Below are 26522 nucleotides of genomic sequence, written 5' to 3' on the forward strand. Positions count from 1 at the left end.
GAGTGGAAAATCGAAGTCGGGCGGCATGCGTGTCAGTTCGCTTGATACCAGTCCGCACGGCCTAGTTCGTAGTGAACCAAGTCGGGATCGGCAAAGCTATGTTCGGTCGCAAGTCCGGCATGAATCAGCGACGCCAATGTTTTCGTTTCCGGCTTTGCCGGGTGAGCGAACATATACAAGGCTTGTCGAGCCCGGGTGATGGCAACGTACATCAAACACAACGTCTCGGTGACCTTGGCTTGCGAGTGATGCCCAAACGCTTTTCGCCAACGGGGTTCAAGAAAATGCCAAGAGTCTTTGTTCAAAAAACGTGTCATGGCGCGAGGTGGGTCGCCAACCGTCGGCGCGTCCGCGAGGTAGAGCGGCGACTGACCGGACAAGCTACCATCGAGTTCAGGTAGAACAACCGCATCGAATTCCAGACCTTTCGACTGGTGGACAGTCATCACACGCACCGACGCAGCTTGGGGACGTTCGACTCGTTTTTCGCGAACCATCCGAACGTAATCGCGAATTCGTGGTGGTGCGTTGTTTTCGTAGTTAATGGTCAATTGAGTGAGTTGCTTGAGCCGTTGTTGATCACGGGCGTCGCAATGTGGCGCGATCATCGCAGACAATCGTCGGACGGTTCGGGCCAAGCCGAAATCGGAAACCCAACTTCGAACCTGGTCGGCGGTGACCGAATGCAGATCGCTGACCACGGAACTTTCGACATGGTATCTCCAACGCCCGTCGCCGGGATGTTCACACATCATTAAGGCGGACAATACCAACTCCACCGCCGCCGAATCGACTAACGGATTGCCGCCTTCTTGACTGACATCGACGCCATGCGATTGCAGTAAGAAAATCAGATTTGCGACCGCACGGTTTGTCCGTGTCAACACTCCAATACTGATATCCGGGGCGGCTTCGTTCAGGGCGATGATTTGTTTCACAGCCAAATCGAAACAGGCGGCTGTTTTTAAAGCCGCTTTCGGGGCGGCAACCTTTGGGCTGGTTTCAAAGCGAACATAACCCGGCAACGATTCCTTGAATGCGACATGTGTCGGAAAAGAAGTCGCAAAATTCCTGACCGCACTGGCTTCGTAGGTCGCCTTATCGGTCCCCATCGGATCCTCGGTGGGATCGGCGATTGGATGGCGAGTCAAATTCTTAAAGACTCGATTGACGACCTCCATGATCACGGGACTACTGCGGTAACTGGTGTTTTGCTCGATCGCGCGAACGCCGGGAATCTCTTGATCGACCGCACCAAAGATTTCTGCGACACCACCGCGCCAACCGTAGATCGCTTGTTTCGTATCACCGACACAGAAAAAAGAGCGTGGAACCGCATCTTCGGCCGAAGCGGATTGATCGATCGTCGTATCGGCACTTCGTCGCGCGAGTGGCCGGAGGACTTGCCATTGTGCGGGCGAGGTATCTTGGAATTCATCGAGTAACAGATGATCGATCGCGCCGTCCATTCGCAGACTGAGTGACTTGTAATCAACCGACGAAAAAAAAGCGGCAAGTCGAATCGTGATGTCGTCAAAGCCCAGGGTCCTCGCCGACTGCTTTAGTTGGCTGATAATCCCATCATAGATTCCCAAAATCTCCCCGGTCGCTTCGTTCTGTAGGCTCAACAATGTCAACGTATGACTACGGGCAGCCGCATAGAGGGCCCCCAGTGCATCATCAAGTCCATCGGGTAACACAGAACGCCCGAACTTGACCGGTTCGCCCAACGCCTTCGCTTTCGCGTAATTTTGGATCAATCGGTCAGAAACGATGGAGTCCAATTCACGTTGTTCAAGAGCATCGGCGAGCTCACCGAGTTTCTTTCGGATAGACTTTTGGGGTGGCTCGGCAAAGCGAAGGGTCGCGACCGCTTGCGTAAGGACGGCGTTATCCGGCTCGGTCACCCGGTCGAGTAGTTGCCAAGCATCATCGGCGCAACGCCGGGATAACTGATACGCCCCCGTAACCACCGAATCCAACTCGCGAACGATCGAGCGTTTGGTTTCGCCTTTGCTAAGCATCGACAACAGCGTCGACAATTCGGTCGGCTTGAGTGTTGAAATGACCGAATCGATCGCACGCTCACGTAGCCATACTTCTTCAATTTCATCGGTAAGTCGCCAAGCCGGTGGCAAATTCAATTCAAACGGAAACGACTTGGCGAGCTGTGTAAACAAGCTGTCGAGCGTGCAGATACGAAGCCGATGGATGTTAGCGACAAGCTTCTTCAGCAACTGTAAGCATGTCGCCCGTGGTAGCGTTTCCAGCCCCACTTGCTGCCGCAAACTTTCCAACGCCGCATCGTTCTCCGGATCCGCGGCGTCGGCCAACGTGATCAAAATTCGGTCCAGAATTTCCCCCGCCGCCTTACGCGTGAACGTGGTCGCGAGGACCGTTTGCGGTGCCGCACCCTGGAAGAATATCTGTAGCATCCGGGCGGTCAAGCGATACGTCTTGCCGGTTCCCGCTGACGCGCGAACCAACATCGGTGGAAGGTGCCCATCGTGAAACGCATCTTGGGCTGACGCTTCGTTCGTCATTGTGGATTGATTCATGCGTTGACCTCGTCTTCGGCTAAGTCCATTTGCGTCAGCATCCGAGTCGGGACCCCGGTTTGCAGAATCATTTCATAGTCGTCGTATTGGACGAGGTCTTCGGAGGGGGCAAAATCGCAGGCGAAAATCCTGCGAATACACTCTCGGATCAACTCGCTTGCCACGTCCAACTGGCCCGTAGTGAAGTTGGCGAGATTAATTCGTGTTTCCTCTTTCTTATCGCTGACATTGAAGTAACCCAATTGAACTTCGTCGCGTGGGACTTCGATGCCTAAGTAGGGGATCATTTCGCGGTAAAGCGGCAACTGCAAATCGATCCATTCGGCATCGTCACCGTCACGTGCATTTCGCAAGTGCTTCTTTTCCGGTGGTGACCCGTGGGTTTTGTAATCCAGGATTGCCCAGCAATCCTTGTCAGGATGATAGTCAATCCGATCGAACCGCCCTTTCAGTCCCATCTTGCGTCCGTCGACCTCGATAGCCGCCCCCATCGACGGGTCAACCGAAGCTTCGGTCGCATGAATTTGCCAGCCTTGGTCTATCCGCTCAGCTTGCGCCTCGGCGACAAACCGCAACCGCTGTTGAGCTTGCCGAATTTGCATCTGAACGGCACTACGAACATTCGAACCGTAGCGTTTGACCGCATAGTCATCGAGATGATGAAGCAATGCGTCGTAGATTCTTTTTGACGAAGTCAGCGTTTTGTCGTCTGATTCACCAAAATTTTCTAGCGCCCCATGGACTAGGTCACCGAACTGATTGGCCGCCAACTCGCCGGCTGAGTCATCCAGCGGTTTCAGACCGAGGACATGACGCAAATAGAATCGAAATGGGCATTCCAAATAGGATTTGAATGCCGTCACACTCATCGATTCAATTGGGCATCCATCGGTCTCGATCGATGGCATCGGCAGTTGCGTGGCATCAAGCGGTTTAGCAGATCCGAAATCACTTTCGGGGGTCGGCAAACGATCGTGAAGCAGCGTGCGAACCCGCCTGGCAATGGAATCCGCCGACGCGGCCGACAGCAATCGACTGGGCGGCGTCGGCGAGCGGTCGGCCGCGTTCGATCCGACGATAAACCGAATGTCGGATCTCGATTGCAGCATCAAATGCATCGCATAGACATCGCGAGCGTAGCGACGATCGTTGTCTGCCATCCGTAATTCACTTCGCAGTGCTCCCGGCAAAAACGGATCGCTGGTGACCGCACCGGGGACGAAAGGATGATTGAATCCAACCACGACCATTGCCGGGGCATCGTCCAGCGACAAATCCAGCCAACCGTGCAAGCTGATGTCCTTTCGCTGATCACCGCGATTATGATCAGCATTGGCTGGTCGTTCGATTCCGACACGCAATTCCGCCAAACGCGAGTTCAGCGTTTCGAGTGCCATTGACGCGGTTTCTTCGACGTCCAGCCGTCCATTCAATTCCGCAAAACGCGCCAGAAGTTCCCCGACTTTCGCCGCGGCTTGTTCGGTCAATGTTGCCGATGTCGCTTCGCTCGAGCGTACCGCATTCTTTTGATTGGCTGCCTCTTCAGCTTCACTCGTCTCTTCCCCTTCGACAAGCGTTTCAAGTTCGATCGTGTGATACGATGTCGCTAACCACTGAAGCAACAGTCGACTCCACTTCGATATCGGCTGTTTGTCCCCCGATCGTTTTTTAAGATTTTTGCGAGCCAATCCCTTAGGCGGCTCCGCCTCTGTAGTAGTCAAAAAGTCTGCCGGCAGGAATGACGCGATCCACTGACAAACCAACTCTCGAACTTCGACCGCGATCCGGTGATGTTTCAGCGCAAGGGCAGGAAGTGGATCGGCAAGGTTGATCGGGAAGTGATCGGCAAGGAGTCGGTCGAAATCGCCAAGAAAATCAACGTCTGGTTTGGAAAGATGACCCTTGGAAAGCTGACTTTGAATCCAACGGTGTGCGTCGGAATGCCGAACGAAGGCGGCGAGCGAATCCCAGGTCGGTCGGGTGACAAGTCGGGCGAGGAGCGCGATCAGCTTTCCTGGTGCCGTTTGCGCGACTGTCCAGCCCGCGTAACGATGCCCCGGAAGTCCACGATCTTCTAATTCCATTTCGACCGGTGCCAGCTGAGATTCGTCGGTGAGTCCGACCGTGATCTGAGAACTGTCCAACCGCTGGCTAAAATCGGAAACGATCGCGGCGGCGATGACCGCCTGATCAGAGATATCGCCACAAGAAATTAATTGCTCATCATTCAGAGGTAACTCGTCATTCAGGAATGCGTCGGTGCGAAGACGTCCGAGATGATCGAAGCTTCCTTCGCGTGATTGCGGAGCAGCGACCAAAACAAATACCTCCCCGGCAACTTCATTGACCATCGCCGCGATCGATTCATTCAAGTCACTGGTGCCGATCAAACAAATCGACTTTTCCGAACGAACCTGTTTCTTCTCAATCGCGCGCCGCCGCTGTTCGAACGGATCAGACAAACCGGCCTGAGAAAGCTCTGATAAATAGCCCTCATAAAGTGATTTTAGTAGTTCCCAACGCCGCGTTTCGGCAGCGGTTTGGACTTTGCCAAGCACCTGCTCAAATGTCACGTCGTGGGAGGCGAGATCGCTGGACAGTCGTCGCAACGTACCGGCGATTTCCAACCAAGGCGCCAACGAATCGGCTTCTGGGAGCGTCGGCATCAACGGCCGCAATCGATCGTCGGGCTGCTTTTTTAACGTCCGGGCCCAAGCTAAGGTCTGCTCGAACTCGATCGCGATCGTTTTTTCAGGCCGATACATTCGCTCGGGGAGTTCACCCGCGGTGAGAGTGATCGGTGGGGAATACTGCAGTGAGAGTTCGCCGGCGCGATGTGCCAGCCGACGCTCAATTTGTCTGGCCGATTGCGTCGTAGGTAGTACACAAAGACACGAACGTAAATCGAGTACATCGCCTTTGCCGAAACGTTCCACCAGCCAATCAACAGCGGTGACCGGCAGCGGGCTTTCCCAGCCCAAAAAAAACTTTTGAAATAGAAGGTCTTGGAACAATTCCATCGCGTTTGACCTTTCCCCCCTGAGCTGATTCCGTGCGTTGATCCGCCGTTGGTGTGGGGCCGAAGGAGCTCGCTCTCATCCATGCCGCTACGGGGCGGAAACCGTGTCGTCGGTCCCTTTTTCGCCAATCGGCGTGACACCTTTGGTCAAATCGTATCCGCTTTTGCCATCAAACGTGACCCGACAGCGAGCAACGAATCAATTTTCGGGGGGCAATCAGATTTTCGTCGAACGATTTTGGGTTGCCCGACCGTATAATTCCGCGGGCCAGACGATGTTACGGCTACCGACGTCACGACGGGATGTCGCCTTCGCCGTAGGATTGCCTCTCACTGCCGGAACTCCTATTACTTGACTGGGATTAGCGCGAATCGCCTAGCCCACCGACAAGCCGCGATCGCCAGGGTTAACGCCAGCCACTGATTACCCACCGCCCGATAATTTTGTTTTCGCGAAACACGTGAAACAGTTGGTCCCGCCATCCAGGGAGAGCTGAGCCCGCTGGCAATGGCCGTCGCAAGACAGTCGCCTGCCGCTTTCGCCCTCGTTACCTTCCAAGCAACGCACCAGTCACTGTGCTCTAACAAGCACTGTGCTCTAACAAGCACTGTGCTCTAACAAGCACTGTGCTCTAACAAGCACTGTGCTCTAACAAGCACTGTGCTCTAACAAACACCGTGCTCTAACAAACTTAGGCGAATTACACACCGCGTTACGATGCAAGCGTTCGACCTCGATTCGCACAGTCCCCAGGGGCCCTCGGAATACCCACCGGTTGATCATTGGTCGATCCCGGTTGGTAGGCTCGCCGGTGTGCAGCTCTACCTCAGTTACTCGGTCTTCATAGCCCTCGCCGTGTTGGCAGTGGTGATCGCCACCGTCCAAAATCGCCAAGGCGAGGCAGACCTGCCGGTCATCGCATCGGCTGCGATGGCGTTTTGGGTAACCGGTTGGTGTGTTCAGTTGATCGTCTACTTGATGTTTCAAAACGGTCCAGCCACCCGTAGCGACGTCTTGACCATCGGGCTGATCGGTGTGGAAGTCGGGCATCCGTTGTCACGTCCGATCTGTTGGACCGCGGCGACCAATTTGGTGGTGACCTCGATCGCGTTGGGCGGATTGTCGATGTTCGGCGTCGCTTGTTTGGTCGTGCACCTTCACGGACAGTCACTACCGATCGGGTCCTTCCAATCCTGGCGGCAAGCACTGGCAACGCCGGGATTTGGGCTTGGTTCGATCAATAACGTCTACCTCTCCGCCGCTTGGTTGTTCTGGTTTCAAGCATTCTGCCAAGCCTACCCGATGCCGCGCAACCTTGGTCGCGGGGCGTTGGTTTCGGCGATGGTGTTGTTTGCAAGCGAAGCGAACGAGGCCTTCAAATTAAAACTGGTTCGCCGAGTGATCCAGTTGGTTTCGATCGTGACGGTCTTGGTCGCACTTTCGGTCCTGGTGGTCGAAACTGCCGAGGGCATCCCACGCTGGCTGGTCTTGCTGGCGCTGGCCCTGCTGCTTTGGCAATCTTCCGGACGACGCGACTTGATCGCCTGGATCCGTTCGATCGAAATTGCCAAACTCGATCAGTCAACGGTACCCTCGCTAGCCCTCGAAGGGGCGGACTCGGATTCAATGGATTCGCATCGGAGCATAAGCAAGCTTGCCCACACCAGGCCTCGTCGAAATCAGATGGCCGGACCGCTGTGGCAAATGATCGACACCGTCCAAATGCACCGAAAACGGCGACGCGCCAAAGCGGTATGGAAACGGGAACGCAGCGAAGCCGAAGACGCCGCCCGACTCGATGAAATACTCGAAAGAGTCAACGAACAAGGGATCGAAAGCCTTAGTCCCGATGAACTCGCGTTATTGCAGCGAGTGAGCGAATCACTACGCAAAAACCGCCCTGCCGAAGACTCGACGGGCGGTTAGGCGTTTGCTGTGTTACACGACACGGCGTACTGACCTACGCTGTGGCGGGGTTTCAGAGCTACCGCTTGGCTCGGTACGGCACCAGTTTTCCGCCACCACCCAGTGGGGCCAACCCACCGATCGGTTCCTCATGATTGACCGGTTGCAAAAGCGCGGGGCCGCTTACCGGACGCAGACCGCTTCCCACCGGCTGCGATGGTCGTGAGCGCCGGTACGATGACGCTCGCACACCGGTAGGCCGAATCGGTTGGTAAGGTTGGCGCAGTGAGTTGGCATCTTCCTTGAAGGGGTCGTCAAGCTGGTCCAGTTCCTCGTCCAAAATGTCGAACGGCGATTTCTGGGCCGGGGGAGTGTTTCGCGGTGTCGGCTGCGGCATCGGAGACTCCGTATCATCGAAGATGTTATCGAGGTCATCGCTCGGTTGTGGCATCGGCTGAACGTCATCCTGGAAAGGCGACGCCGGTGCCGCGTCGCGAGGCATCGGTTCGCTTGGAAACGCTTCCGACGGCATGACGTCCGACGGCGTGGGCTGAGCTGGCATAGGCAAAGCGGGCGAGGTTTCACGTGCCGGTGGCAATTGACGCTCAGGAGTCGTTGGGTTTGCCGGACTCTTTGGATCGGGTAACAACTCCGATTTCGGCGGGACCGGTGCCGTCGGCGGTTGCGACGGGTGTCCGAGACCACTTGGGTCGAGTTCAATCGATTCGGCGGCAGGGACCGACGGCAAAGAAGGCGTGGTAGCATCCCTTGGCTGCGTCGGTTGATGTCGCGAACGTGGCATCAGGGGCTCGATCGAGCCCGGAACGGCGGGGATCGCGTTCATCGCGTCGGAAGGCAACGTATGTAGGTGCGATCCGGTTCCGCAACTGCCGCACGAACACGCTCGCTTAGATTTACAACGATCCAAACCCAGTGTCTTCTCGATTCCGCCGGCAACCGCATCGAGGGCTCCGTAGAGCGGATTGTGTGGTTTCCGGCGTTGTCCCTGCCCGATCGCGTCACAGCCGGCGTCGTCACACTGGGATGCCGCAGCAAACCATTCGGGTGCGCCGTCACACGAATCGCAAACGTCAACGCCACAACCGGGGCCATGGATGTCGCATGGGGTTCCCGCCACGACTGGCAATGCCCCCAAGCTGATCGGCAACAAACCGCCGAGCATTCCAAGCGTAAATTTCAAACGCTGATGCCACCGAGGTGCCTGACCAACGAAGCCCGACACACCGGCCGGAATGGTGTTCGGGGGTAAACAGTTGGCTGTCGCGGCGTCGAAATTCGACGCGTTGGAAAGGCAAAGCGAACGGTTGTCTGGCTGGTACATTCGATAACCTCGATAGAAATAACGTTTCCGCGAAGGCTTATCGACCTGCGAGAGTCGGACTCAACAAAAGAAACGGCACTTCCGGCACACAGGCTGCAGATTGCCCGGTTTAACATTCTTTCACCGGTCTGTCTTCGACCGGTCTGTGCCGCAGTTGATCGGCCCGCCATTTGCAGCAATCGTCGGAACCTGATGTCGGGCACTGTTATTGCAAAGCCGATTGATTCGACGTTCGCGAGCCTTCGAAGTCCACGAGTTCACCCGCAACCGCCGACGTGCTACCCCTTGTCGCTGCGGCGGCCAAGAGCATCGAACCAGCAACCGCGACGGTCACCCAGACACGCTGAGAATCCAGAGTCGATAAACTGTTGGCTACATGAGGTCCCCTTGTCGCGTGCACAGGCATTGCAATCATTGCTCAATCCACAAGCACTGACCCTCCAGTTACAACCAGAGAGACAAACGCTGTGAAATCTGATCCGTTTGACGTTCGCGACCAATTTGCAACCGGCAATGGCACCGCAACGATGTACCGCCTGAGTAAATTGCAAGACGCAGGCCTGGGCGAAATCGACCGAATGCCCTACTCAATTCGAGTTTTACTTGAATCAGTGCTACGCAACTGCGATGGTTTTTCGGTCAGCGAACAAGATGTCAAGAATCTAGCGGGCTGGAACGCGGCGGCTCCCGAAAAGCAAGAGTTGCCGTTTAAACCGTATCGCGTCGTGCTACAAGACTTCACAGGTGTTCCGGCGGTTGTCGACTTGGCGGCGATGCGATCGGCGATGGAGCGTATTGGGGGCGACCCAAATAAGATCAACCCGTTGATCCCGGTCGATTTGGTGATCGACCACAGTGTGCAAGTCGACTTCTTTGGAAGCGACAACGCACTGTCACGAAATGTCGAGATCGAGTTTGAGAGAAACCGTGAACGGTACGAGTTTTTGAAGTGGGGACAGCAAGCGTTTGCTAATTTCGGCGTTGTCCCACCAAACGTCGGCATTGTCCATCAAGTCAATCTCGAGTACCTCGCACGTGTCGTCGCATTGGTCGATACAGATGATGGTCCGGTTGCGGTCCCGGACACTTTGGTTGGCACCGATAGCCACACGACTATGATCAACGGGCTAGGTGTCTTGGGCTGGGGCGTCGGAGGCATCGAAGCGGAAGCCAACATGTTAGGGCAACCGCTTTATATGCTGATGCCCGAAGTGATTGGTTTCGAATTGACCGGTGAATTGCCTTCCGGTGCGACCGCGACCGACATGGTGTTGCGTGTCGTCGAGATTCTCCGAAACGAAGGCGTCGTCGGAAAGTTTGTCGAATTCTTCGGTGACGGGATGAATGCGATGAGTGTTGCCGACCGTGCAACGATCGCCAACATGGCCCCCGAATACGGCGCAACGATGGGGTTCTTTCCCGTCGACAATCTGACGCTGGAATATCTCCGCCAAACCGGTCGAACGAAATCGTCGATCGAACTCGTCGAGCGTTATTGCAAAGAGCAGGGACTGTTCCGAACCGATGGCGAACCAGCCTGTAAGTACACCAAAACCCTGTCGCTTGATCTTTCGACCGTCGAACCAAGCTTAGCTGGTCCGAAACGGCCACAAGATCGAATTGCTCTGACAGACATGAAAGCTTCGTTTAACGAATCGTTGACCGCACCGGTTGGTAAGACCGGCTTTGGTCTGAAACCGTCGGCTTTGGAACGCAAAGGCACCGTCAAAAACAACGGGCAGTCGACCGAGATAACCCATGGCGCGGTTGTCATCGCTGCGATCACCTCCTGCACGAATACCAGCAACCCCTCGGTTATGGTCGGTGCCGGATTGTTGGCGAAGAAAGCCGCCGAGCGCGGATTGAAGGTCGCGTCTCACGTCAAAACCAGTTTGGCGCCGGGATCCCGTGTCGTCACCGATTACCTCAACAAAGCTGGCTTAACCGACGCTCTTGATCAACTTGGCTTCAACACAGTCGGTTATGGCTGCACGACATGCATCGGTAACAGCGGACCGCTTCCCGATCCGGTTGCCGCTGCGATCAAGCAAGGTGACTTGGTGGCATCCGCCGTCTTAAGCGGCAACCGGAACTTCGAAGGTCGTGTGAACCCGTTGACGAAGGCGAACTATCTTGCCAGCCCACCCCTGGTTGTCGCTTATGCCCTCGCGGGAACGACCGACATTGATTTGGACAGCGAACCGCTAGGAAAAGGCGACGATGGGAACGACGTTTATCTGCGAGACGTGTGGCCCACCGCAGACGAAATCCGCGATACGATCAAAAGTTCGATGGACCCGAAGATGTTCACCAAAGAATACAGTGCGGCGGTGAAAGGGAACGAATTGTGGAATCGAATCGATGCGGCCGAGGGTGCGTTGTATCCGTGGAGTGAAGACAGCACGTACATCCATCACCCACCGTTCCTTGACCACATCAAAAAAGACGCCGATTTCGAGATCTCACCGATCGAAGGTGCACGTTGCTTGGTGTTGCTGGGGGACTCGGTAACAACGGATCACATCTCTCCGGCGGGTGCGATCGCGAGCGACGGGCCGGCAGGTAAGTACCTCCAAGAATCCGGAGTGCCGATCGTCGAATTCAACAGCTTTGGTTCGCGACGCGGAAACGATCGGGTGATGGTGCGTGGTACCTTCGCCAACATTCGAATCAGAAACCAGCTCGCCCAAGGCACCGAAGGTGGCTACACCCGTTATCTGCCGACCGATGAAGTCACCAGCATCTACGAAGCTTCGATGCGGTATCAATCCAACGGGACCCCCTTGGTCGTTCTGGCCGGGAGCGAATATGGTACCGGCAGCAGCCGCGACTGGGCGGCGAAAGGGACGATGCTGCTGGGCGTACACGCGGTGATTGCGGCAAGCTACGAGCGAATCCACCGCAGTAATTTGGTGGGAATGGGCGTTCTACCGTTGGAGTTCGCCGATGGCCAAACGTGGCAAAAGTTGGGCCTGACGGGGGAAGAAACCTTCGATATCCTGGGTCTTTCCGACGATTTGGAGCCCCGGAGCAAGATCACCGTGAAGGCAACTTCAGCCGACGGCTCAATGACCGAATTTGACTGTATCGTCCGAATCGACACGCCGGTCGAATTGCAATACTATCGGAATGGTGGCATCCTACCGACCGTTCTACGAAAACTTGCCGACATCTAAACCGGTGCTGCTTTCAATCCAGCCGGTTGTGTCAAACATTTTCGTACTCCCTTCCATGTAATCATGACCGCACGGACGTTGCGGTCTCGATTGCTTCCTACCGAATTGACTAAAGAAGACTTAATTCAATGAGTGAGATTCACGCCCGTTACAACGAAGTCGAAAAGCTGATTGACGACGAAAAGTACGAAGAAGCGATCGTAGGCTTGAAAGAAATCGTTGAACAGGACGACACCTTTGTCCTCGGGCACTTGGCCCTTTCAAAGGTTTACACGAAAACTGGCCAACACGATCTAGCGATTGAACACGGCCAACGGGCCTGTGAACTTGAACCGGACGATCCCTTTAGCTTCACCGCGATGAGCGTGACGTACCAACGAGCTTGGGCTGGGACCCAAGATCAACAGTACATCGTCAAAGCGGAAGATGCGAAAGCCAAAGCTCAGATATTGCGTTCGCAAGCCTAACGGCTCGCCAACTCGGAAATTTGCCTCAGCGCTGCACCAATATTTGATCGTTGGATCAGCCGCTTGGCGTTAGCCACGGTTCAGTCGCAAGGATCGGGTCAAACCCCTGTTGGCTGAACCCCTGTTGGCTGATCGATTACAGTCGAAATGATGTTTGTCACGATACGGTCTACTGTAACCACATGGCCTTTCAGGCATGTGCGTCGACCACGCTTGATCCGATCTGTCAGTCTTCGTTGTCACGGGTTAGGTGGCCGCTTTGGGCGATTGCCAAGAGCAACCATAGCATCACTGCGAAACTGCCGATGATGCCGAGCAAACCGAACAAACTCATCGGTTCAAGCTGGACGAAATACAGGTTGATGGTCAACATCGGCGGAACCCGTTGCGACATCATCAGGGAAGATCCGACGAAGACACTGCTGGCCATCACGCCCAGCACAAGCCGATTCACCGAGGGCCCCATCTTTTGATGCTCCAGGGTCAGCCGGGCTTCACCGCGACGAAACATCTGCATCATCGAGATCACTTCGTCCGGCGCAGATTCTAAAAAATTCTCTGCTTCCAAGTAGATTCGTCGAGCCTGACGCAGACGTCGTTGCGGGCTGAGTCGTCGCAGCATCGTCTTCTGAGCGAGCGACTGGACGACCTTCATCGAATCAAACCGAACCCCCAATTCGCTAAGCGTCCCCTCTAACGAAATCAACATTTTCAGCAGCAGTGCAGACTGATTGGGTAGCTTAATTGAATGCCGGTGCAAGATTTCCGTCAGTGCGTTGAGGGCACCGGTCAAGTCAAATTGCTCCATCGATTGACTGCCATAGGTCCCAATAAAGTCAGCCACGTCGATCGCAAGTGCTGACTCGTCCAGTGTCGCGGGAGTCTCACCGACGCGGCGGATCAGCCGAATCAATCGATTTTGGTCCCCGCCCGAAATGGCCAGCAACATGTCTTCGATATTCTCACGAAGAGAATCATCCAGCCGCCCGGTCATCCCAAAATCGAGAATCCCTAAGCGACCATCTTTCAAACAAAACAGGTTGCCGGTATGGGGATCGGCATGAAACAGGCCTTCTTCAAAGATCATCGCCAGGTAAACGTCCGCGATCGTCTGACCAAACTCTTCACACCGATCTGCATCAAGGCGGATTCTCAAATGGTCGATCAGATCCGCGTCGGTCATAAAATCGCTAGGCGGCTCGGGAGCGTCATTCGATCGCGCCGCCCGCTTCGACTGATCTGATGCGGTGTTTTCGCGGGTTGCTTTGCCGTTGCCAGTGTAAACGTCGCTGCGTTGTTGTTCCTGCAAGAGGTCCGCGAGCGAACGTCCGATCAACTCATCCATCACCAAAACCCGTCGCGTACAGAGCGACGGAAAGGGACGCGGTATAACCACCGCGGCATTGTGCCGCTTCATCCAATCGCAAAAGTGTTCCAGGGTTTGTCGTTCACGGCTGAAATCCAGCTCGCGCAAAATCATTGGAGCCAACTGCCGGACAACGTCACTCGGTCGCCAGGCGGCAAGTGTCTCGACGCGTTCAGCGAGGTCGGCGAGTCCGCCGAGTAATTCAATGTCCTGCCGGACTGTTTTCTCGAGGCCTGCGCGTTGGACTTTGATCACGACGCGACTGCCGTCGACCAAGACTGCGCGATGTACTTGACCAATTGACGCACATGCCAGGGGGGACGCGTCGATGGACCGGAAATTGGATTGGTAGTCTTCGCCGAGTTCAGATGCGAGTGTCTTTCGCACCGTCTCGATACTGTCAGGACGGACGTCAACGCGTAGCTTTTTCAGTTCTTCGCTAATCGACAGCCCCACCAAATCGGGCCGTGCGGCCAAAATCTGCCCCAGTTTGATAAACGTCGGACCTAGATCGGTGAACGCCATTCGGACCCGTTCTTCACGGGTGTAGTGAGCCAGAGGGGTACCGCGATGGTCTTTGTACCATTTGCTGAATGGCAGCCGCTGGTGCTGGCTAAGCCAATCTGCGAGCCCATACCGCTGTAACACGGCAAGGATCTCGCGCCAGCGGCGCAAGTTTCGGTACAGTTGAGGAATCGCGGTGATTTTCATGCGTTAAGACGGCCCGGGTCAAATGCCGTTAAAGAAGCACTTTGGCAACTCTCAATTGTAAACAGGGCAGAAATTCGGTTGATCTTGAGCAGCTGCGAGGATTTTTTCAGGCAAAATACCCGCAAATCTCAATCGATTAAACTAGCTCGCCCGGTTGTACATTCGGCCTCCCCACCCCAAAAAAGGGGTCAGGACTCAATTCGACTCGGCGATCGCCGGTCCAAGCTGTAAACCGCTTCAGTCCCCGCTTTCATCGCTGTTTTTTGCCAAGACAAGTTACGCCTAGATCAATCTCCGTCGACGCACGTTGCCACACCACTAACTTTTAAGCCCCGTCGTTTCCATGAGCGAAGCACCACCAATCGAACCCACCCAGCCCGGTGGCGGCGCCACGAATGAACGGACAGCACAATCGGCGAACGTTGCCGCCGTCGCCGATTTAGCCAAACGAATCATTGGCAACGTGGAACACGCGATTGTCGGGAAACGCAAACAGTTGGTGCTTTCGTTGGTCGCATGGCTGAGCGGAGGCCACCTGTTGCTCGAAGACGTTCCCGGTGTTGCCAAGACCATGCTTGCGAGGGCCCTTGCGCGAAGCGTTGGCTGTGAATTCAAGCGCGTTCAGTGCACACCAGACTTGCTACCCAGCGATGTCACGGGAACTTCGATTTTTAATCAGAAGACGGCGGAGTTTGAATTTCGTCCCGGTCCGGTGTTCACCCAAATTCTGCTGGCCGATGAAATCAATCGCGCCACGCCGCGAACTCAGGCCTCACTGCTTGAGGCAATGGCTGAGTCTCGCGTCACCGTCGACGGCACGACACACGACCTTGAAAAACCATTTCTGGTGATCGCAACCCAAAACCCGGTGGACCACGAGGGTACCTTTCCGTTGCCCGAAGCCCAACTCGATCGTTTCCTGATGCGGTTCAGCCTCGGGTATCCGTCGTTGGAGGAAGAAATGCGGATGCTTGAGTTGCTACAGCACACCCACCCGGTCGACCAACTGCAGCCTGTCGCGACGGCTGCAGAACTGACTGCTGCTCAACGTGAGATCCGCAAGGTTCACGTCGACCCTCGAGTCCGGCAGTACTTTCTGCAGATCATCACGCAGACACGTCATCATTCCGATCTCGCACTCGGTGGCAGCCCACGTGCGTCGATCGCGTTGTTTCGATGTGGGCAAGCGATGGCGGCTATCCGTGGCAAAAACTTTGTTTCCCCCGACGACATCAAACGGATTCTTGGTCCAGTGATGAACCACCGTCTAATCATGCAGCCAGAGAGTCGACTACGCAAATTGACGACCGATTCGGTACTTCAAGAAATCGTCAGTGAAATCGCCGTGCCGACAATTCAAGCTTAATGCGTCGTAAATGCTCAGCGGTGGAACGTCGCTTTAATGGCCTCTCTAACGATGCGATGAAACAGCCGACGTAGACGTTTCTTGCGATGCGTTTTATCATCCACGAGCGTCGCCACGGCGGCGAAAAATCGAAACGTTGCTGATGACGACGGCTGGTAATTAAGTAAACATCGATTTTAGGATCATTCCACGATCAGATTTCGACACCGCACTTGCCGAATCGAGGTAGAAGCGTGATTGAAAAGGTAGCTGAGAGAATCGCGGTCAATAGCAACGTGGTTCACCAAGCCGGTGAAGTGCCCCTTTTGATCCGCTCCTCGGTCAAAGACACGTCGATTGCAGAACTGAGTTTTCTGCGGCGGAGCCTGTTGTTCGCCGAGTTGGCGATGATCGCGTACAACGACTTGACGGAAGCACAAGCGGCAGCTGAAATCGCCGGTTTCGACGAAGTGACCTTCTATGATCGTGATGGGGCTCAGGCGTATCGGTTTCGCAATCGACAAGACTGTGTGATCGCATGTCGCGGGACCGAGCCAAACGAATGGAACGATATCAAAGCCGATGCGAACGTGGGCAGCGTTCTCGCCGAGACGGTCGGGCGAGTCCACCGTGGCTTCAAACGTGAAGTCGACGACCTATGGCCGATGATCGAAACCGCGTTGATGGATAACAGTCGTCCGCTGTACTTTTGCGGTCATTCCCTCGGAGGTGCGATGGCCACGATCTGTGCCGGACGATGTTTCCTATCGCATATTTCCAGCAACCCGGCCGAGTTATTCACCTATGGCAGTCCTCGCGTCGGAGACAAACGCTACATCAACTACGTCACGCTCGATCACTATCGGTTTGTTAACAATAACGACATTGTGACTCGCGTCCCGCCGGCCTTTTTGGGTTACCGTCACAATGGTGCAGAGGTCTACTTTGACCACAACGGAAGGATTCGGAAACTCGGTTTGGTTTCCAAACGTCGTGACAAATGGCGCGGTTTTATTCGATCTCTCAAACGCTGGAAGATCGATCACTTTACTGACCATTCCATCCATCGGTACATCGAACCACTCGTTGAAGCGGTCGAAAAAGAGTCCGAATCTGTCGAATCGGGGGGACAAGCAAAGCCTGCGACCGCCTACGCCGATCTCGATGAGCACTAGCGATTCGGCTCACCAGACGTCGAATCTGACGAGAAAGCCGATGCGCGACGGCAAATCGAATGCCGTCCTACGAGTTTTGAGTGTTTTGATGACGCGGTGTTTCTCGAGCCAACTTGCTCGGTCGCTCGTAAACTCGACATTCATTGGCCGCACCCTGCATGCACCCCGAAGGCAATCTCGCCTACAATGAAAGACTGCTCCACTGATTGATGTAGTTTCACCGGCATGCCGTCCTTCCCTGGCGGCAACGGCCTGCTATACCTCAAGTCAAAACGTACAAACTCGTTGTTAACCGCGACGAAGCGATGTTCGCCCGAACGAGCCCACGCGGATTGACAACGCAATGACGCCTTCTTCGGAAGCGAGAACGAACTTTAAGACCACATGTCACAAGAACGCGACCCTGCCAACGACGACGCTTCAATGCCCGAGTCGCCCCGGACACTCAAATCCCAAGCGTCGGATTTGCTGCCGACGCATATCGAGATCGACGGCGTACGGCTTAAACTTGCGAAACCGTTTCGCGATAGTGGAAAGTGGATCGGCCAAGGAGAAATCTTAGAACAGCTCCTGGCGTGTTGGATCTCGATCGACGAAGCCGACCTGCCGCTGACGCCGCGGCTGGTTGGGGCCCCCGGTGTAGGGAAAACGCAACTCGCGATCGCAGCGGCCAAAGCCCAAGGACGACCGCTTTTCATCTACCAATGCACTGCCGATACCCGACCTGAGGATCTGCTCGTCACTCCGGTCCTCAGTCAGAAAGGCGAAATCGCGTACCATGCCTCACCGCTTGTCACCGCAATGGTCTGTGGAGGCGTTTGCGTGCTGGACGAAGGCAACCGGATGAACGAAAAATCCTGGGCGTCGCTCGCTCCTTTGTTTGACCACCGCCGCTATGTCGAATCGATCGTCGCCGGAATCACTATCGAAGCCCACTCGGAATTTCGTGCCGCGGTCACAATGAACCAAGATGAATCGACGTTCGAGATCCCTGATTACATCATGAGCCGCTTGCAACCCACGTTGCCGGTCGGCTTCCCGAATAAGCAAGACGAGATGGCGATTTTGCAATACCATCTTCCGTTTGCCGAGGCGGAGATGCTTGCGATGACGGTCGAATTTCTGCAACGATCGCATCAGCTGAAACTTGAGTTTTCCCCACGCGACGGCATCAATCTACTCCGCTATGCACTTAAGCGGATTTCGCAAGATCCGGGGCATCCGGTGAGCCGCGATCAGGCGTGGCAAGAAGCTCTCGAAAAGTGCTTGGGCAATGAAGCACTCGACCTAGAAAAACTTTCGCAACGCAAAAGCCGAACGCTCGGTGGTGACGCCGTTCCACTGGGACTGGCTGACTTGTTCTTCGATCGCGACGACCCGATGCACCCCGATCGCGATGAAGACGATGAGGATGACGACTTCAATGTCTGAGACTTCTAAGCTACAACGGAATGTCGCCGACTCAACTGCGAACCGAAGACGCACCGCGATTTCGACTGAGACAGAACTCCCACGCCCCGTCGCCGTGATCGACATCGGTGCGTCTGCGATACGAATGGCGATCGCCGAGATCAATCCCAACGGCGAAGTTCGAAAGCTTGATCAGTTGATCCAGCCGGTACCACTTGGAAAAGAGACCTTCGAAACTCGCCGCCTCTCCCGACGCAGTATCGAACGCGTCGTAAGTGTTTTGACGCAGTACCAGCGTATCCTGCTGGAATACGGAATCGACCAGCCATCCTCCGTCCGAGTCGTCGCGACCAGTGCGGTTCGTGAAGCTTCTAACCGCCTGGCGTTTGCCGACCGCGTGTTTATGGAAACCGGGCTTCATGTCCAGCCCATCGACGAAGCGGAAGTCAACCGAATCACTTACATGGGGATCACGCCCCAATTGCTGGCCGATGAGGAACTCTCCAATGGCAAGGCGATGGTACTTGAAGTTGGCGGTGGCAGCACCGAAGTACTGGTCGTTCGCAGTGGCAATGTGTTGGCAAGCCACTCATACCGGCTTGGTTCGATTCGAATGCTACAGACAATTGACTTAGCAAGAGCCGGAGCTAAACGTCGCAGGGCGCTGCTGGAAAACCATATCAACCGGATGCTAACACAGCTCAACGAGTTAGTACGTTCCGAATCACAGCTCAACTTGGTTGCGGTCGGCGGAGACATTCGCCTTGCGACACGCCTGATCAATCCTCAGTGGAAACGTCGGACCCTGACGAAAGTTCCCACCGAAAAATTGGTCCAGTTGACTGACGATATTCTGACGCTCGACGAAGAAGAAATCGTCAAGCGATTCGGCGCAACCTTCATCGAAGCACAAACGCTGGCGCCTGCACTACTTGCGTACTCCGCCGTCGCGAGACATTTTTCGCTCGAGCATATTTATGTCAGCGACACCAACATGCGTGACGGCTTGCTGAAGGATATGGCCGCCGAAGGTCGATGGACCGCCGAGTTCCGCAACCAAATCATTCGTTCCGCGCTTTCGCTGGGGCGTCGATTTCATTTTGATGAAATGCACGCCCGTAGCGTCGCCGAACTGTCGCGAAAACTGTTCGATCAGTTGCGTCCGCAGCATCGTTTAGACAACCGACACGAAGTCATCTTGTACGTCGCCGCGTTGCTGCACGAGATCGGGATGCAAATTAATATCCGCGGACACCACAAACATTCGCTTTACATCATCCGTCACAGCGAATTGTTCGGACTATCGCAATCCGAACTTGTGCTGGTCGCTTTGGTGGCCCGCTATTATCGACGGGCGACGCCTCAGCCGACGCATTCGGAATACATGTCGCTCGATCGAGAGCACCGCGTTTTGGTCAGCAAGCTCGCCGCGATCTTACGACTTGCGGCTGCTCTTGATGACACGCGAACCAGTCGAATCCGAGAAATCGATTGCAAAGTCGAGGGAAACCGCCTCATCATCGAAATCCCGGGTGTAAGTGATGTCTCGTTGGAACAAATTGCCATGAAACAACAAGCAGGATTGTTCCGCGATGTCTACGGACTTCCCGTCATGCTCCGCGTCGGCGGCTGATGCCGCCGGCTGGCACTTGAACCCGCTCAAACGGCATCCAAGGGTCGTCTAGGATCCGCAACCACAGTCACACGCGCACGTCTGCTCAACGGTTTTCATGACGGTGCACGGAACTTGTTTTTCAACCGTGTAGGGCACTTTCACTATAATGGTGCGTTGCTCTTCAACCTGGACGCACTCGGGGATACTCGCCGTTACCATTTTGGTTTTCTTGCGGTATTCCATGCTCTTGTAGGGATGCTTGATTGTTTTTGTTTCCGTCTTGGTGAAGTACTCTTTGACTTTACGAGTCTTCTTGATTGGAACCATGATGTCGACTTCACAGGTGTACGGTTCTTCGACGCAAACCTCTTTCATCACTGTCACTTCCTTCGTGACTTCGACCGGATTGGGGCACCAGACCTTCTTCTCGGTACACTTGCATCCGCCACAAGTTTCGCTGGCTACCATTTCGATCTTCCAACATCCCTGATCTTCGACGCAAGTCTTCGTTTCGGTCACTGGCACGCATTCGGTACGTTTGCGCATTTTCGTGACAGTGTCCTTCGCCGGGACCATCATTTCGTATTCTTGATCGACCCAGCGAAACTTCGGTGTTTTCACTTCGATTACCTGCTCATCCACTTTTTCGACACACACCAGTGCGTTGTACTCGTATGGGACTTGCTTCTCGACGGTGATGGTCTTCGGAACCAAGACGGTTTCGATACGCTGCTCTTCGCGGTAACAAGTCTCCGTCACGGTTTTCATCACCGTGCAGGGAACTTGGACCACTTTCGTGCACGATCCGGTTCCATTGCATTTGGCACAATCATCACAAGCCGGTGCGGCGGCGGGTAGCAGCATGAAAATGCTGGCTAGCGAGCCCCAGAATCTGGCGGAAAACATCGTTTCTCGCTCCGTAGCAGTTCTCGGTGGTGTTCGATTCGCCGCAGACGTTGCGGTTTCGCAACAAACCTAGGTTAGACGGGTGGGGTGTCAAACAAGAGACGTTGACATTTTGCAACATCGTTGGACGATTGACCGTGTTAACCTGTAAAGACAGACTTACAACCAAGTCCGCGGGCCACCGCGTTTTCCATACTCTCCCACTTCGGCCCCAACACGCCTGCGCTGCTGATGACCAGTCCACCGCCAGTCGAATTTCAGCCCGGGATGGAAGTCGTTCCCGGCTACACCTTGATTTCACCGCTCGGCAGCGGGATGGCTGGCGATGTTTGGCAAGCTCAGGCGGCCGGAGGGATCAAGGTTGCTCTTAAAGTTGTCCGGTCACTTAAAGATGTCGGTGGCCGAAAAGAACTCAAGGCACTCAAGACCATCCGTGATGTCCACCACCCAAACCTTTGTCCCCTGTTTGGCTTCTGGACGAAAGATGGTAGCGGCCGAATCCTCGCTGACGGTGAAACGGAAGAATTGACCCTTGATTCGGTTCAGTCACATCCCCATCCAAATGGGATAGACTCGGCCAATCAACCACCACCGGCACCGTCGGATCAGCCAATGCAAGGTACGATGGCGATCGATCAGTCGATGGCCGACAACTTTGCATCGCCACAGGAAAAGGGGCCTTCAAATGATCAACAGGAATCGCCAAAGCCTAAAGTAACGGCCGAACAACTCATTGTCGTTATGGGACTTGGCGACTGCACTCTCTTTGACCGGCTACGATTTATCCGGCAAGACGCCGGTCTCTCCCCCGACGATGTCGAAACACCGCTAGGACTTGAACCAGAAGAGACCATTCGGTACCTACGTGCCGCCGCCAGTGCGATCGACCTGCTCAATCATGAGCACGACGTGTATCACTTTGACATCAAGCCGCAGAACATTCTGCTCGTCGGCGGCGAAGCCCAGGTTTGCGACTTCGGATTGGCAAAAAAAATCGAAGCCGACGTTCGGGCGACACAACAAACTCATGCGACGCCCGCCTACGCATCCCCCGAGATCCTCGAAGGCGAACATCTCTCAACCGTCTCGGGCGACAAGCTGTTTGTCGATCAATACTCACTAGCGGTGACCTATTACGAATTGCGAACTGGCTTGCTGCCGTTCGACGTCACGACACATGCCAGTATGATCGTGGCCAAATCAACCGGACGCTTGGATCTGTCAGCGCTCTCGCCCCCTGAACGCAAAGTTTTGCAAAAGGCACTCGAGCGCGATCCCAAGAAACGGTTTCGATCCTGCACGGAAATGATCAAGTCGCTCGCGGTCGCTTCGGGGGTCGATAAAAGCGGCGGCATCACACTCACTCGTATCATCGGGACGGTCGCCGCACTATTGCTCTGCATGACCCTGGGTTTTACCTCTTGGTGGTACTTCTTTCCGGAAAGCTTCAACGACTGGATCAATCAAGGCCAGATCAACACCGCCAAAGAGTTGTTGGCTCGCACACAAAGCAGTTTTGAACGCACCGAAGATCAAGCGTTTAACGAGTCCAGTTTTACGATCATCAATGTTGTCCTTGGTGAAGCCGCGGACCTTGCCGCCCACGCTCCAGACGCGACGACTTCCGGTGAAGAAGGTGATCTTCGTACAAGCAGTCAAATTCTTTTCGCGAAAGCTGCGAATCGGCTTCTCGAGCGTGTTCATCAATCTCTATCGACAGTCGAAAACGAAGGTGACGATCTTCGCGCCTCCGATATGTACACCGCTCTCGCCGAGGGCATCGCAGTTTTCGATCCCGATGTCGAGCCTGATTCGGAGCAACAACGATCGGTCAAGAAAACCATCCTTCAAGGCGTCAGTCATTGGTCAGAAAGCGACAATCAATCGCTTGCTGATTCGTACGAACAGTTTTCCATCAGCCTCTCGGCAGCCAAGACAAGATTCCGATTGCACGAGAATGCCCCCGTCGATCCAAAGGACCTTCAGGCCATTCGTACGGCCATCGAGAATACCCCCGAAGTATTCGAACAAGTCCAAGGGATCGATCTAGCGTTTGCCTCGATGTTGATTCCAATTGCAAGTATCGATCAGCGATCGTACACAAGCTGGGATGCGTCACAGTGGCTCAATGCCGACGTACGACGTGACCTTGGCCGCGCCGAACGACTCGGCGGGGCACGAGTCGTCACCGATCCATACCTTTCCCTTTGGCTCGAGATTCGTGATGCCTTCATCCAATCCGTGGAGCCGGTGGCGACAGGTGCCATCGCAAACGATCGTGTATCAGACCAAGCTCTTGACGAAGTCCGACGTGACTTCCCATCTCTCGAAAGTGATCGCAAGCTCGCCCAGTTGCGACAAGCCATAATTGGGAATGACTGGGACACCGCAGCGATCGTAATCGAACAACTGAACACTCAGACGAATCTCGACCAAACGCGACGACAAAGTTTGATGCTTCTCTCGCGGATGAAAGAACTCCGCGAGCAGCCAACCGCGATGGGCGAGTTGCTGCTCGCGATTCAATCACAACAGTTGTCAGCGACGGAATTGCGAACACGAAAACTATTACCTGTACTGGAAAACTTTGTTCGCTATTGCAATCAAGAACGACTGGCGATGGCTTTCGATCCGGCATCGATCCCCTTTGACGCACAGGTCGATACTTTGCAGTCGCTCGAACAAGTGACCGAACTCTCACTTGATCCTGCTGCATTTGCAGTGCCGTTGATGGCCGCTTTGATTTCACCATCGGATCGCGTCATCGATCAGAATGGGAACCTGAACGCATCGTTGAAAACGTGTGTCGAACGCATTGAACAATCAGCGGACTATTCGCTACTTCGATCTGCGTTGAAACTCGAACAGGCGATTCGTGCGGACGAGTTCTCCGCAGCCACCGTTCGTGACGCCGCATCGGAAATACAGCAGTCGAATACGTCATTGTTGGACATCCTTTCACCAAGCTATCGGCCCTACCTTCTGCTATGTGCGGCCGGGCTCGGACGTCAGTCCGTTGACGCGGCCGATGAATTACTTCGCCGGCAATCGCGCCAATCGATTCGACAGCTGGGCGATTGGAGATTGCTTTCCGCGACAGAATTGATGGCGGATGCCGCGATTGACATCTCTTCCGTGCGCAATGATTCGTTTGAATCGCGCCGTTATGAACCCGACGATACAAATCGGACCGCAAATGCATTGGCGGCAAGCTATTTGAGATCGGGAAAGCTCTTAGCTGACCATCTCGAATCGCAAACCGCATTGACGCTCGAGGTGGAGCTGTTCATCCATGCCGTCGCTACCAACACCGACCCTACGAATTCAGTCGAAGTTCCGGGGACTCTACGCGCATTGATCACGTCGGCAGAATTGTCCTCCCAGCGCTCCATTCAACTTTTATTGACAATGCACCGGGTAGGCCTAAACCTTGTTGCTGACGAAAACGATTCAAGTCGTCGTGCGACCATGGCAACGGTATTCGTCTTGAATCCCGCAATCGAACTCATCGACCGTCTGGGTATCGAACAGTTTGGTCCCGGGGAAAGCGAGTCGTTATCAAAAACGAGTCTCGTCGACAGCGTGATCCTTCCCACGGTTCGCACGATTGTGATCCCCAACCTGGACATTGATAGCGACGGCCTGATCGTGAAGGGGATTCGCCAGATCTCACCGGGCTCCGACGCGATTCAGCGTTTCAGCGAACTTGCAGCGTTGGTATACACCGACCGCGTTGCCCGAAGCGGCTATGATGACAAAGATCAGTTTTGCCGTGATCATATCGCACTCACCACTCTGACACTTCGCGAAGAATCGACCGAAGAAGAAGACAAAGCCAAACTTATCCAGCTAACTGCGAACGCATTCTTGGCGTTAGAACAAACCAACGGCGCCGCATTTTTAAAATTCGCCGATCTGGCTCCCAAACTCGGTGCCGACACGCTAACCGCGACAGTGCTGCGTGCGGAAGCGTACAAACAACTCGCCGAATCAACCGGAGACTGGGCATTACGTCACGAAGAATTTGGCCGATCAAGGCAAGCGTTTCTACGGGTCCTCGAACTCCTCGGAAACGGGATTCCCGAATTAACTATCAATCGAAGACACCGCTTCAATGCCCTTTGTAATGTCGCGGCAATCGGCGTCCGCCAAGCTTTCTATTCTTCTGACGTCGACGTCAAGCTCCCTATCTTGCTGAAGTCGTTCGATTGTATGAACGAGGCGATGGCGATGAATCTTGACGAGTTGACCGTGCAAACCGAATGGAATCGAGCAACGCTATGGATCAATAAAGGGAACGCTTGCGAGGACATCGCCTTCTACTGTTCGGCAGGGGATTCGGAGGAAGAGATTGAACGCCGAGAAAAGTTCTTCACACTCGCGATCGAAGCCTTCGGTAACGCGAAGGAACTCGGCAAACGAGATCTGAAGGCACAGTACTCACTCGGTCGTGCACTACTGCGCCAGTCCAGTTTTTACGACGGAGAGGAACGTGAACAAATACTTGATCGCTCGAACAATGCTTTCGAGCAACCTCCCACCCAAAAACAACTGACGACCGAGCTTCCCAAAGCTATCGAGTGGTATGTATGGAAGATGAAAGTTGATGAAGCGAGACTGGACACTAATGATGCGTTAGCTTCCGCTGACCTGGTGACGGAATTGCTTTCGCGACCAGAGATGATCAGTGACTTCCGGCGTGGCGAGTTTATGTGGGCGGCTTGCTTGGTTTACGGAAAGCAAAAGCAGTTCGAGAAAATGATCGCCGGACTGAAGTCCCTTGGCGATTCAGGAACGCCGGATGAATTTGCTAGACACATGGGAACGCTTATCGATCTGATCGGTCGCTCCAGCGATCGCGGGCTTTTCACCTACATTCTTGACACGGTTAAGCACCGCCGACCGCCTGACCCAGGCTTTGACGCAGCAAACGACGGCAGCTATCAAATGTCCAAAGTATCGACCCAAGCGTTGCAGGACATGAGTGAACGATTAGCTCATGGTCAAAAGCCTCAACCGTCACAGCCCTTGTTTGCGGACTTACGTGAAGGTGCTCGCGCTCTCCACCGATGGGTCGACCCACAATCCGGTGGCGACTACGCAAAACTCGGGACGTTGCTTGCCGAAGGTCAGCAGATCCTTATGAATCGCGACGAGCGGGAGGCGATTCGCTTTGCCTACGAATTAGCATTGATTGCCAATGAGTCAGAAGAGTTCCCCTTCTACGTCAAAAACCGCTGCTATGCGATTGTTATGTACTCTTTAATGTTTTGGGAACGAGTGGCGATGCAAGAAAACGAGGGCGCACTTACACCTCAGTTTTTACAAACAGTCGTCGATCGCTACAAAGACGACTTCAGCCAGGAACGTCGCGAAACGCTGACAAAATGTTTGCGAGAAACAGCGGAGCTCGCCAAAGCAAAGGACCCCGCGTTGGCCAAATCGATGCTGGACGCCGTTCGAATGATAGACGCGTTTGGCGTAGATACATCAGCCGATGAGCCCTAAGCAACTAAAAAGATGAGT

13 protein-coding genes are annotated in these 26522 nt (G+C 54.6%); 8 read left to right on the plus strand and 5 right to left on the minus strand.

The window, feature by feature from the left end; all coding sequences use genetic code 11:
- Nucleotides 1-32: 32 nt before the first annotated feature.
- Nucleotides 33-2558 carry a UvrD-helicase domain-containing protein gene (locus FYC48_RS10115; RefSeq protein WP_149496590.1) on the minus strand — a complete coding sequence of 842 codons (2526 nt, stop codon included), beginning with the start codon at nt 2556-2558 and terminating at the stop codon, nt 33-35.
- Nucleotides 2555-5578: a PD-(D/E)XK nuclease family protein gene (locus tag FYC48_RS10120; protein ID WP_149496591.1), complete on the minus strand. Its 3024-nt coding sequence runs from the start codon at nt 5576-5578 to the stop codon at nt 2555-2557. Before FYC48_RS10120 ends, FYC48_RS10115 begins: the two co-directional genes overlap by 4 nt.
- Before the next feature lie 717 nt (nt 5579-6295).
- On the opposite strand from FYC48_RS10120, the gene FYC48_RS10125 reads away from it, so the two are divergent.
- Nucleotides 6296-7504 carry a hypothetical protein gene (locus FYC48_RS10125; RefSeq protein WP_149496592.1) on the plus strand — a complete coding sequence of 403 codons (1209 nt, stop codon included), beginning with the start codon at nt 6296-6298 and terminating at the stop codon, nt 7502-7504.
- 58 nt (nt 7505-7562) lie between these two features.
- Here the strand turns inward: FYC48_RS10125 and FYC48_RS10130 are convergent, their stop codons facing one another.
- Complete coding sequence (locus tag FYC48_RS10130; protein ID WP_149496593.1) at nt 7563-8825, minus strand: hypothetical protein; 1263 nt, start codon at nt 8823-8825, stop codon at nt 7563-7565.
- 467 nt (nt 8826-9292) lie between these two features.
- On the opposite strand from FYC48_RS10130, the gene acnA reads away from it, so the two are divergent.
- Together acnA and FYC48_RS10140 are read left to right on the plus strand one after the other, a co-directional pair.
- The gene (gene acnA, locus FYC48_RS10135; RefSeq protein ID WP_149496594.1) at nt 9293-12001 is read left to right on the plus strand and encodes an aconitate hydratase AcnA; all 2709 of its coding nucleotides are present in this window, start codon (nt 9293-9295) and stop codon (nt 11999-12001) included.
- 128 nt (nt 12002-12129) lie between these two features.
- Complete coding sequence (locus tag FYC48_RS10140) at nt 12130-12468, plus strand: scaffolding protein (RefSeq protein ID WP_149496595.1); 339 nt, start codon at nt 12130-12132, stop codon at nt 12466-12468.
- Nucleotides 12469-12694: 226 nt separating this feature from the next.
- Here the strand turns inward: FYC48_RS10140 and FYC48_RS10145 are convergent, their stop codons facing one another.
- Entirely contained in the window at nt 12695-14545 is a 1851-nt protein-coding gene (locus FYC48_RS10145) for an ABC1 kinase family protein (protein ID WP_149496596.1), read from the minus strand.
- Nucleotides 14546-14888: 343 nt separating this feature from the next.
- Between FYC48_RS10145 and FYC48_RS10150 the strand changes: the two genes are divergently transcribed.
- From FYC48_RS10150 to FYC48_RS10165, 4 genes are all read left to right on the plus strand, one after another.
- Nucleotides 14889-15911: an AAA family ATPase gene (locus tag FYC48_RS10150; protein ID WP_149496597.1), complete on the plus strand. Its 1023-nt coding sequence runs from the start codon at nt 14889-14891 to the stop codon at nt 15909-15911.
- Between the two features lie 233 nt (nt 15912-16144).
- The gene (locus FYC48_RS10155) at nt 16145-17065 is read left to right on the plus strand and encodes a lipase family protein (protein WP_230775253.1); all 921 of its coding nucleotides are present in this window, start codon (nt 16145-16147) and stop codon (nt 17063-17065) included.
- Between the two features lie 384 nt (nt 17066-17449).
- A complete protein-coding gene (locus FYC48_RS10160) occupies nt 17450-18496 on the plus strand; it encodes an AAA family ATPase (RefSeq protein ID WP_235034188.1) in 1047 nt (348 codons plus the stop codon).
- Nucleotides 18489-20108 carry a Ppx/GppA phosphatase family protein gene (locus FYC48_RS10165; protein ID WP_149496599.1) on the plus strand — a complete coding sequence of 540 codons (1620 nt, stop codon included), beginning with the start codon at nt 18489-18491 and terminating at the stop codon, nt 20106-20108. The genes FYC48_RS10160 and FYC48_RS10165 overlap by 8 nt, the downstream gene beginning before the upstream one ends.
- A gap of 48 nt (nt 20109-20156) precedes the next feature.
- Here the strand turns inward: FYC48_RS10165 and FYC48_RS10170 are convergent, their stop codons facing one another.
- Entirely contained in the window at nt 20157-20996 is an 840-nt protein-coding gene (locus FYC48_RS10170) for a hypothetical protein (RefSeq protein WP_149496600.1), read from the minus strand.
- Between the two features lie 231 nt (nt 20997-21227).
- On the opposite strand from FYC48_RS10170, the gene FYC48_RS10175 reads away from it, so the two are divergent.
- Complete coding sequence (locus tag FYC48_RS10175; RefSeq protein WP_149496601.1) at nt 21228-26504, plus strand: protein kinase domain-containing protein; 5277 nt, start codon at nt 21228-21230, stop codon at nt 26502-26504.
- Nucleotides 26505-26522 lie beyond the last annotated feature (18 nt).

This window comes from Roseiconus lacunae, assembly GCF_008312935.1.
GTDB lineage: Bacteria > Planctomycetota > Planctomycetia > Pirellulales > Pirellulaceae > Stieleria > Stieleria lacunae.

Bases quoted from the DNA above. Each gene is read 5' to 3' on its own strand.
- FYC48_RS10120 (WP_149496591.1), bottom strand. From the start codon at position 5,578: ATGGAATTGTTCCAAGACCTTCTATTTCAAAAGTTTTTTTTGGGCTGG.
- FYC48_RS10170 (WP_149496600.1), bottom strand. From the start codon at position 20,996: ATGTTTTCCGCCAGATTCTGGGGCTCGCTAGCCAGCATTTTCATGCTG.
- FYC48_RS10130 (WP_149496593.1), bottom strand. From the start codon at position 8,825: ATGTACCAGCCAGACAACCGTTCGCTTTGCCTTTCCAACGCGTCGAAT.
- FYC48_RS10150 (WP_149496597.1), top strand. From the start codon at position 14,889: ATGAGCGAAGCACCACCAATCGAACCCACCCAGCCCGGTGGCGGCGCC.
- FYC48_RS10115 (WP_149496590.1), bottom strand. From the start codon at position 2,558: ATGAATCAATCCACAATGACGAACGAAGCGTCAGCCCAAGATGCGTTT.
- FYC48_RS10175 (WP_149496601.1), top strand. From the start codon at position 21,228: ATGACCAGTCCACCGCCAGTCGAATTTCAGCCCGGGATGGAAGTCGTT.
- FYC48_RS10160 (WP_235034188.1), top strand. From the start codon at position 17,450: ATGTCACAAGAACGCGACCCTGCCAACGACGACGCTTCAATGCCCGAG.
- FYC48_RS10125 (WP_149496592.1), top strand. From the start codon at position 6,296: ATGCAAGCGTTCGACCTCGATTCGCACAGTCCCCAGGGGCCCTCGGAA.
- FYC48_RS10165 (WP_149496599.1), top strand. From the start codon at position 18,489: ATGTCTGAGACTTCTAAGCTACAACGGAATGTCGCCGACTCAACTGCG.
- FYC48_RS10145 (WP_149496596.1), bottom strand. From the start codon at position 14,545: ATGAAAATCACCGCGATTCCTCAACTGTACCGAAACTTGCGCCGCTGG.
- FYC48_RS10140 (WP_149496595.1), top strand. From the start codon at position 12,130: ATGAGTGAGATTCACGCCCGTTACAACGAAGTCGAAAAGCTGATTGAC.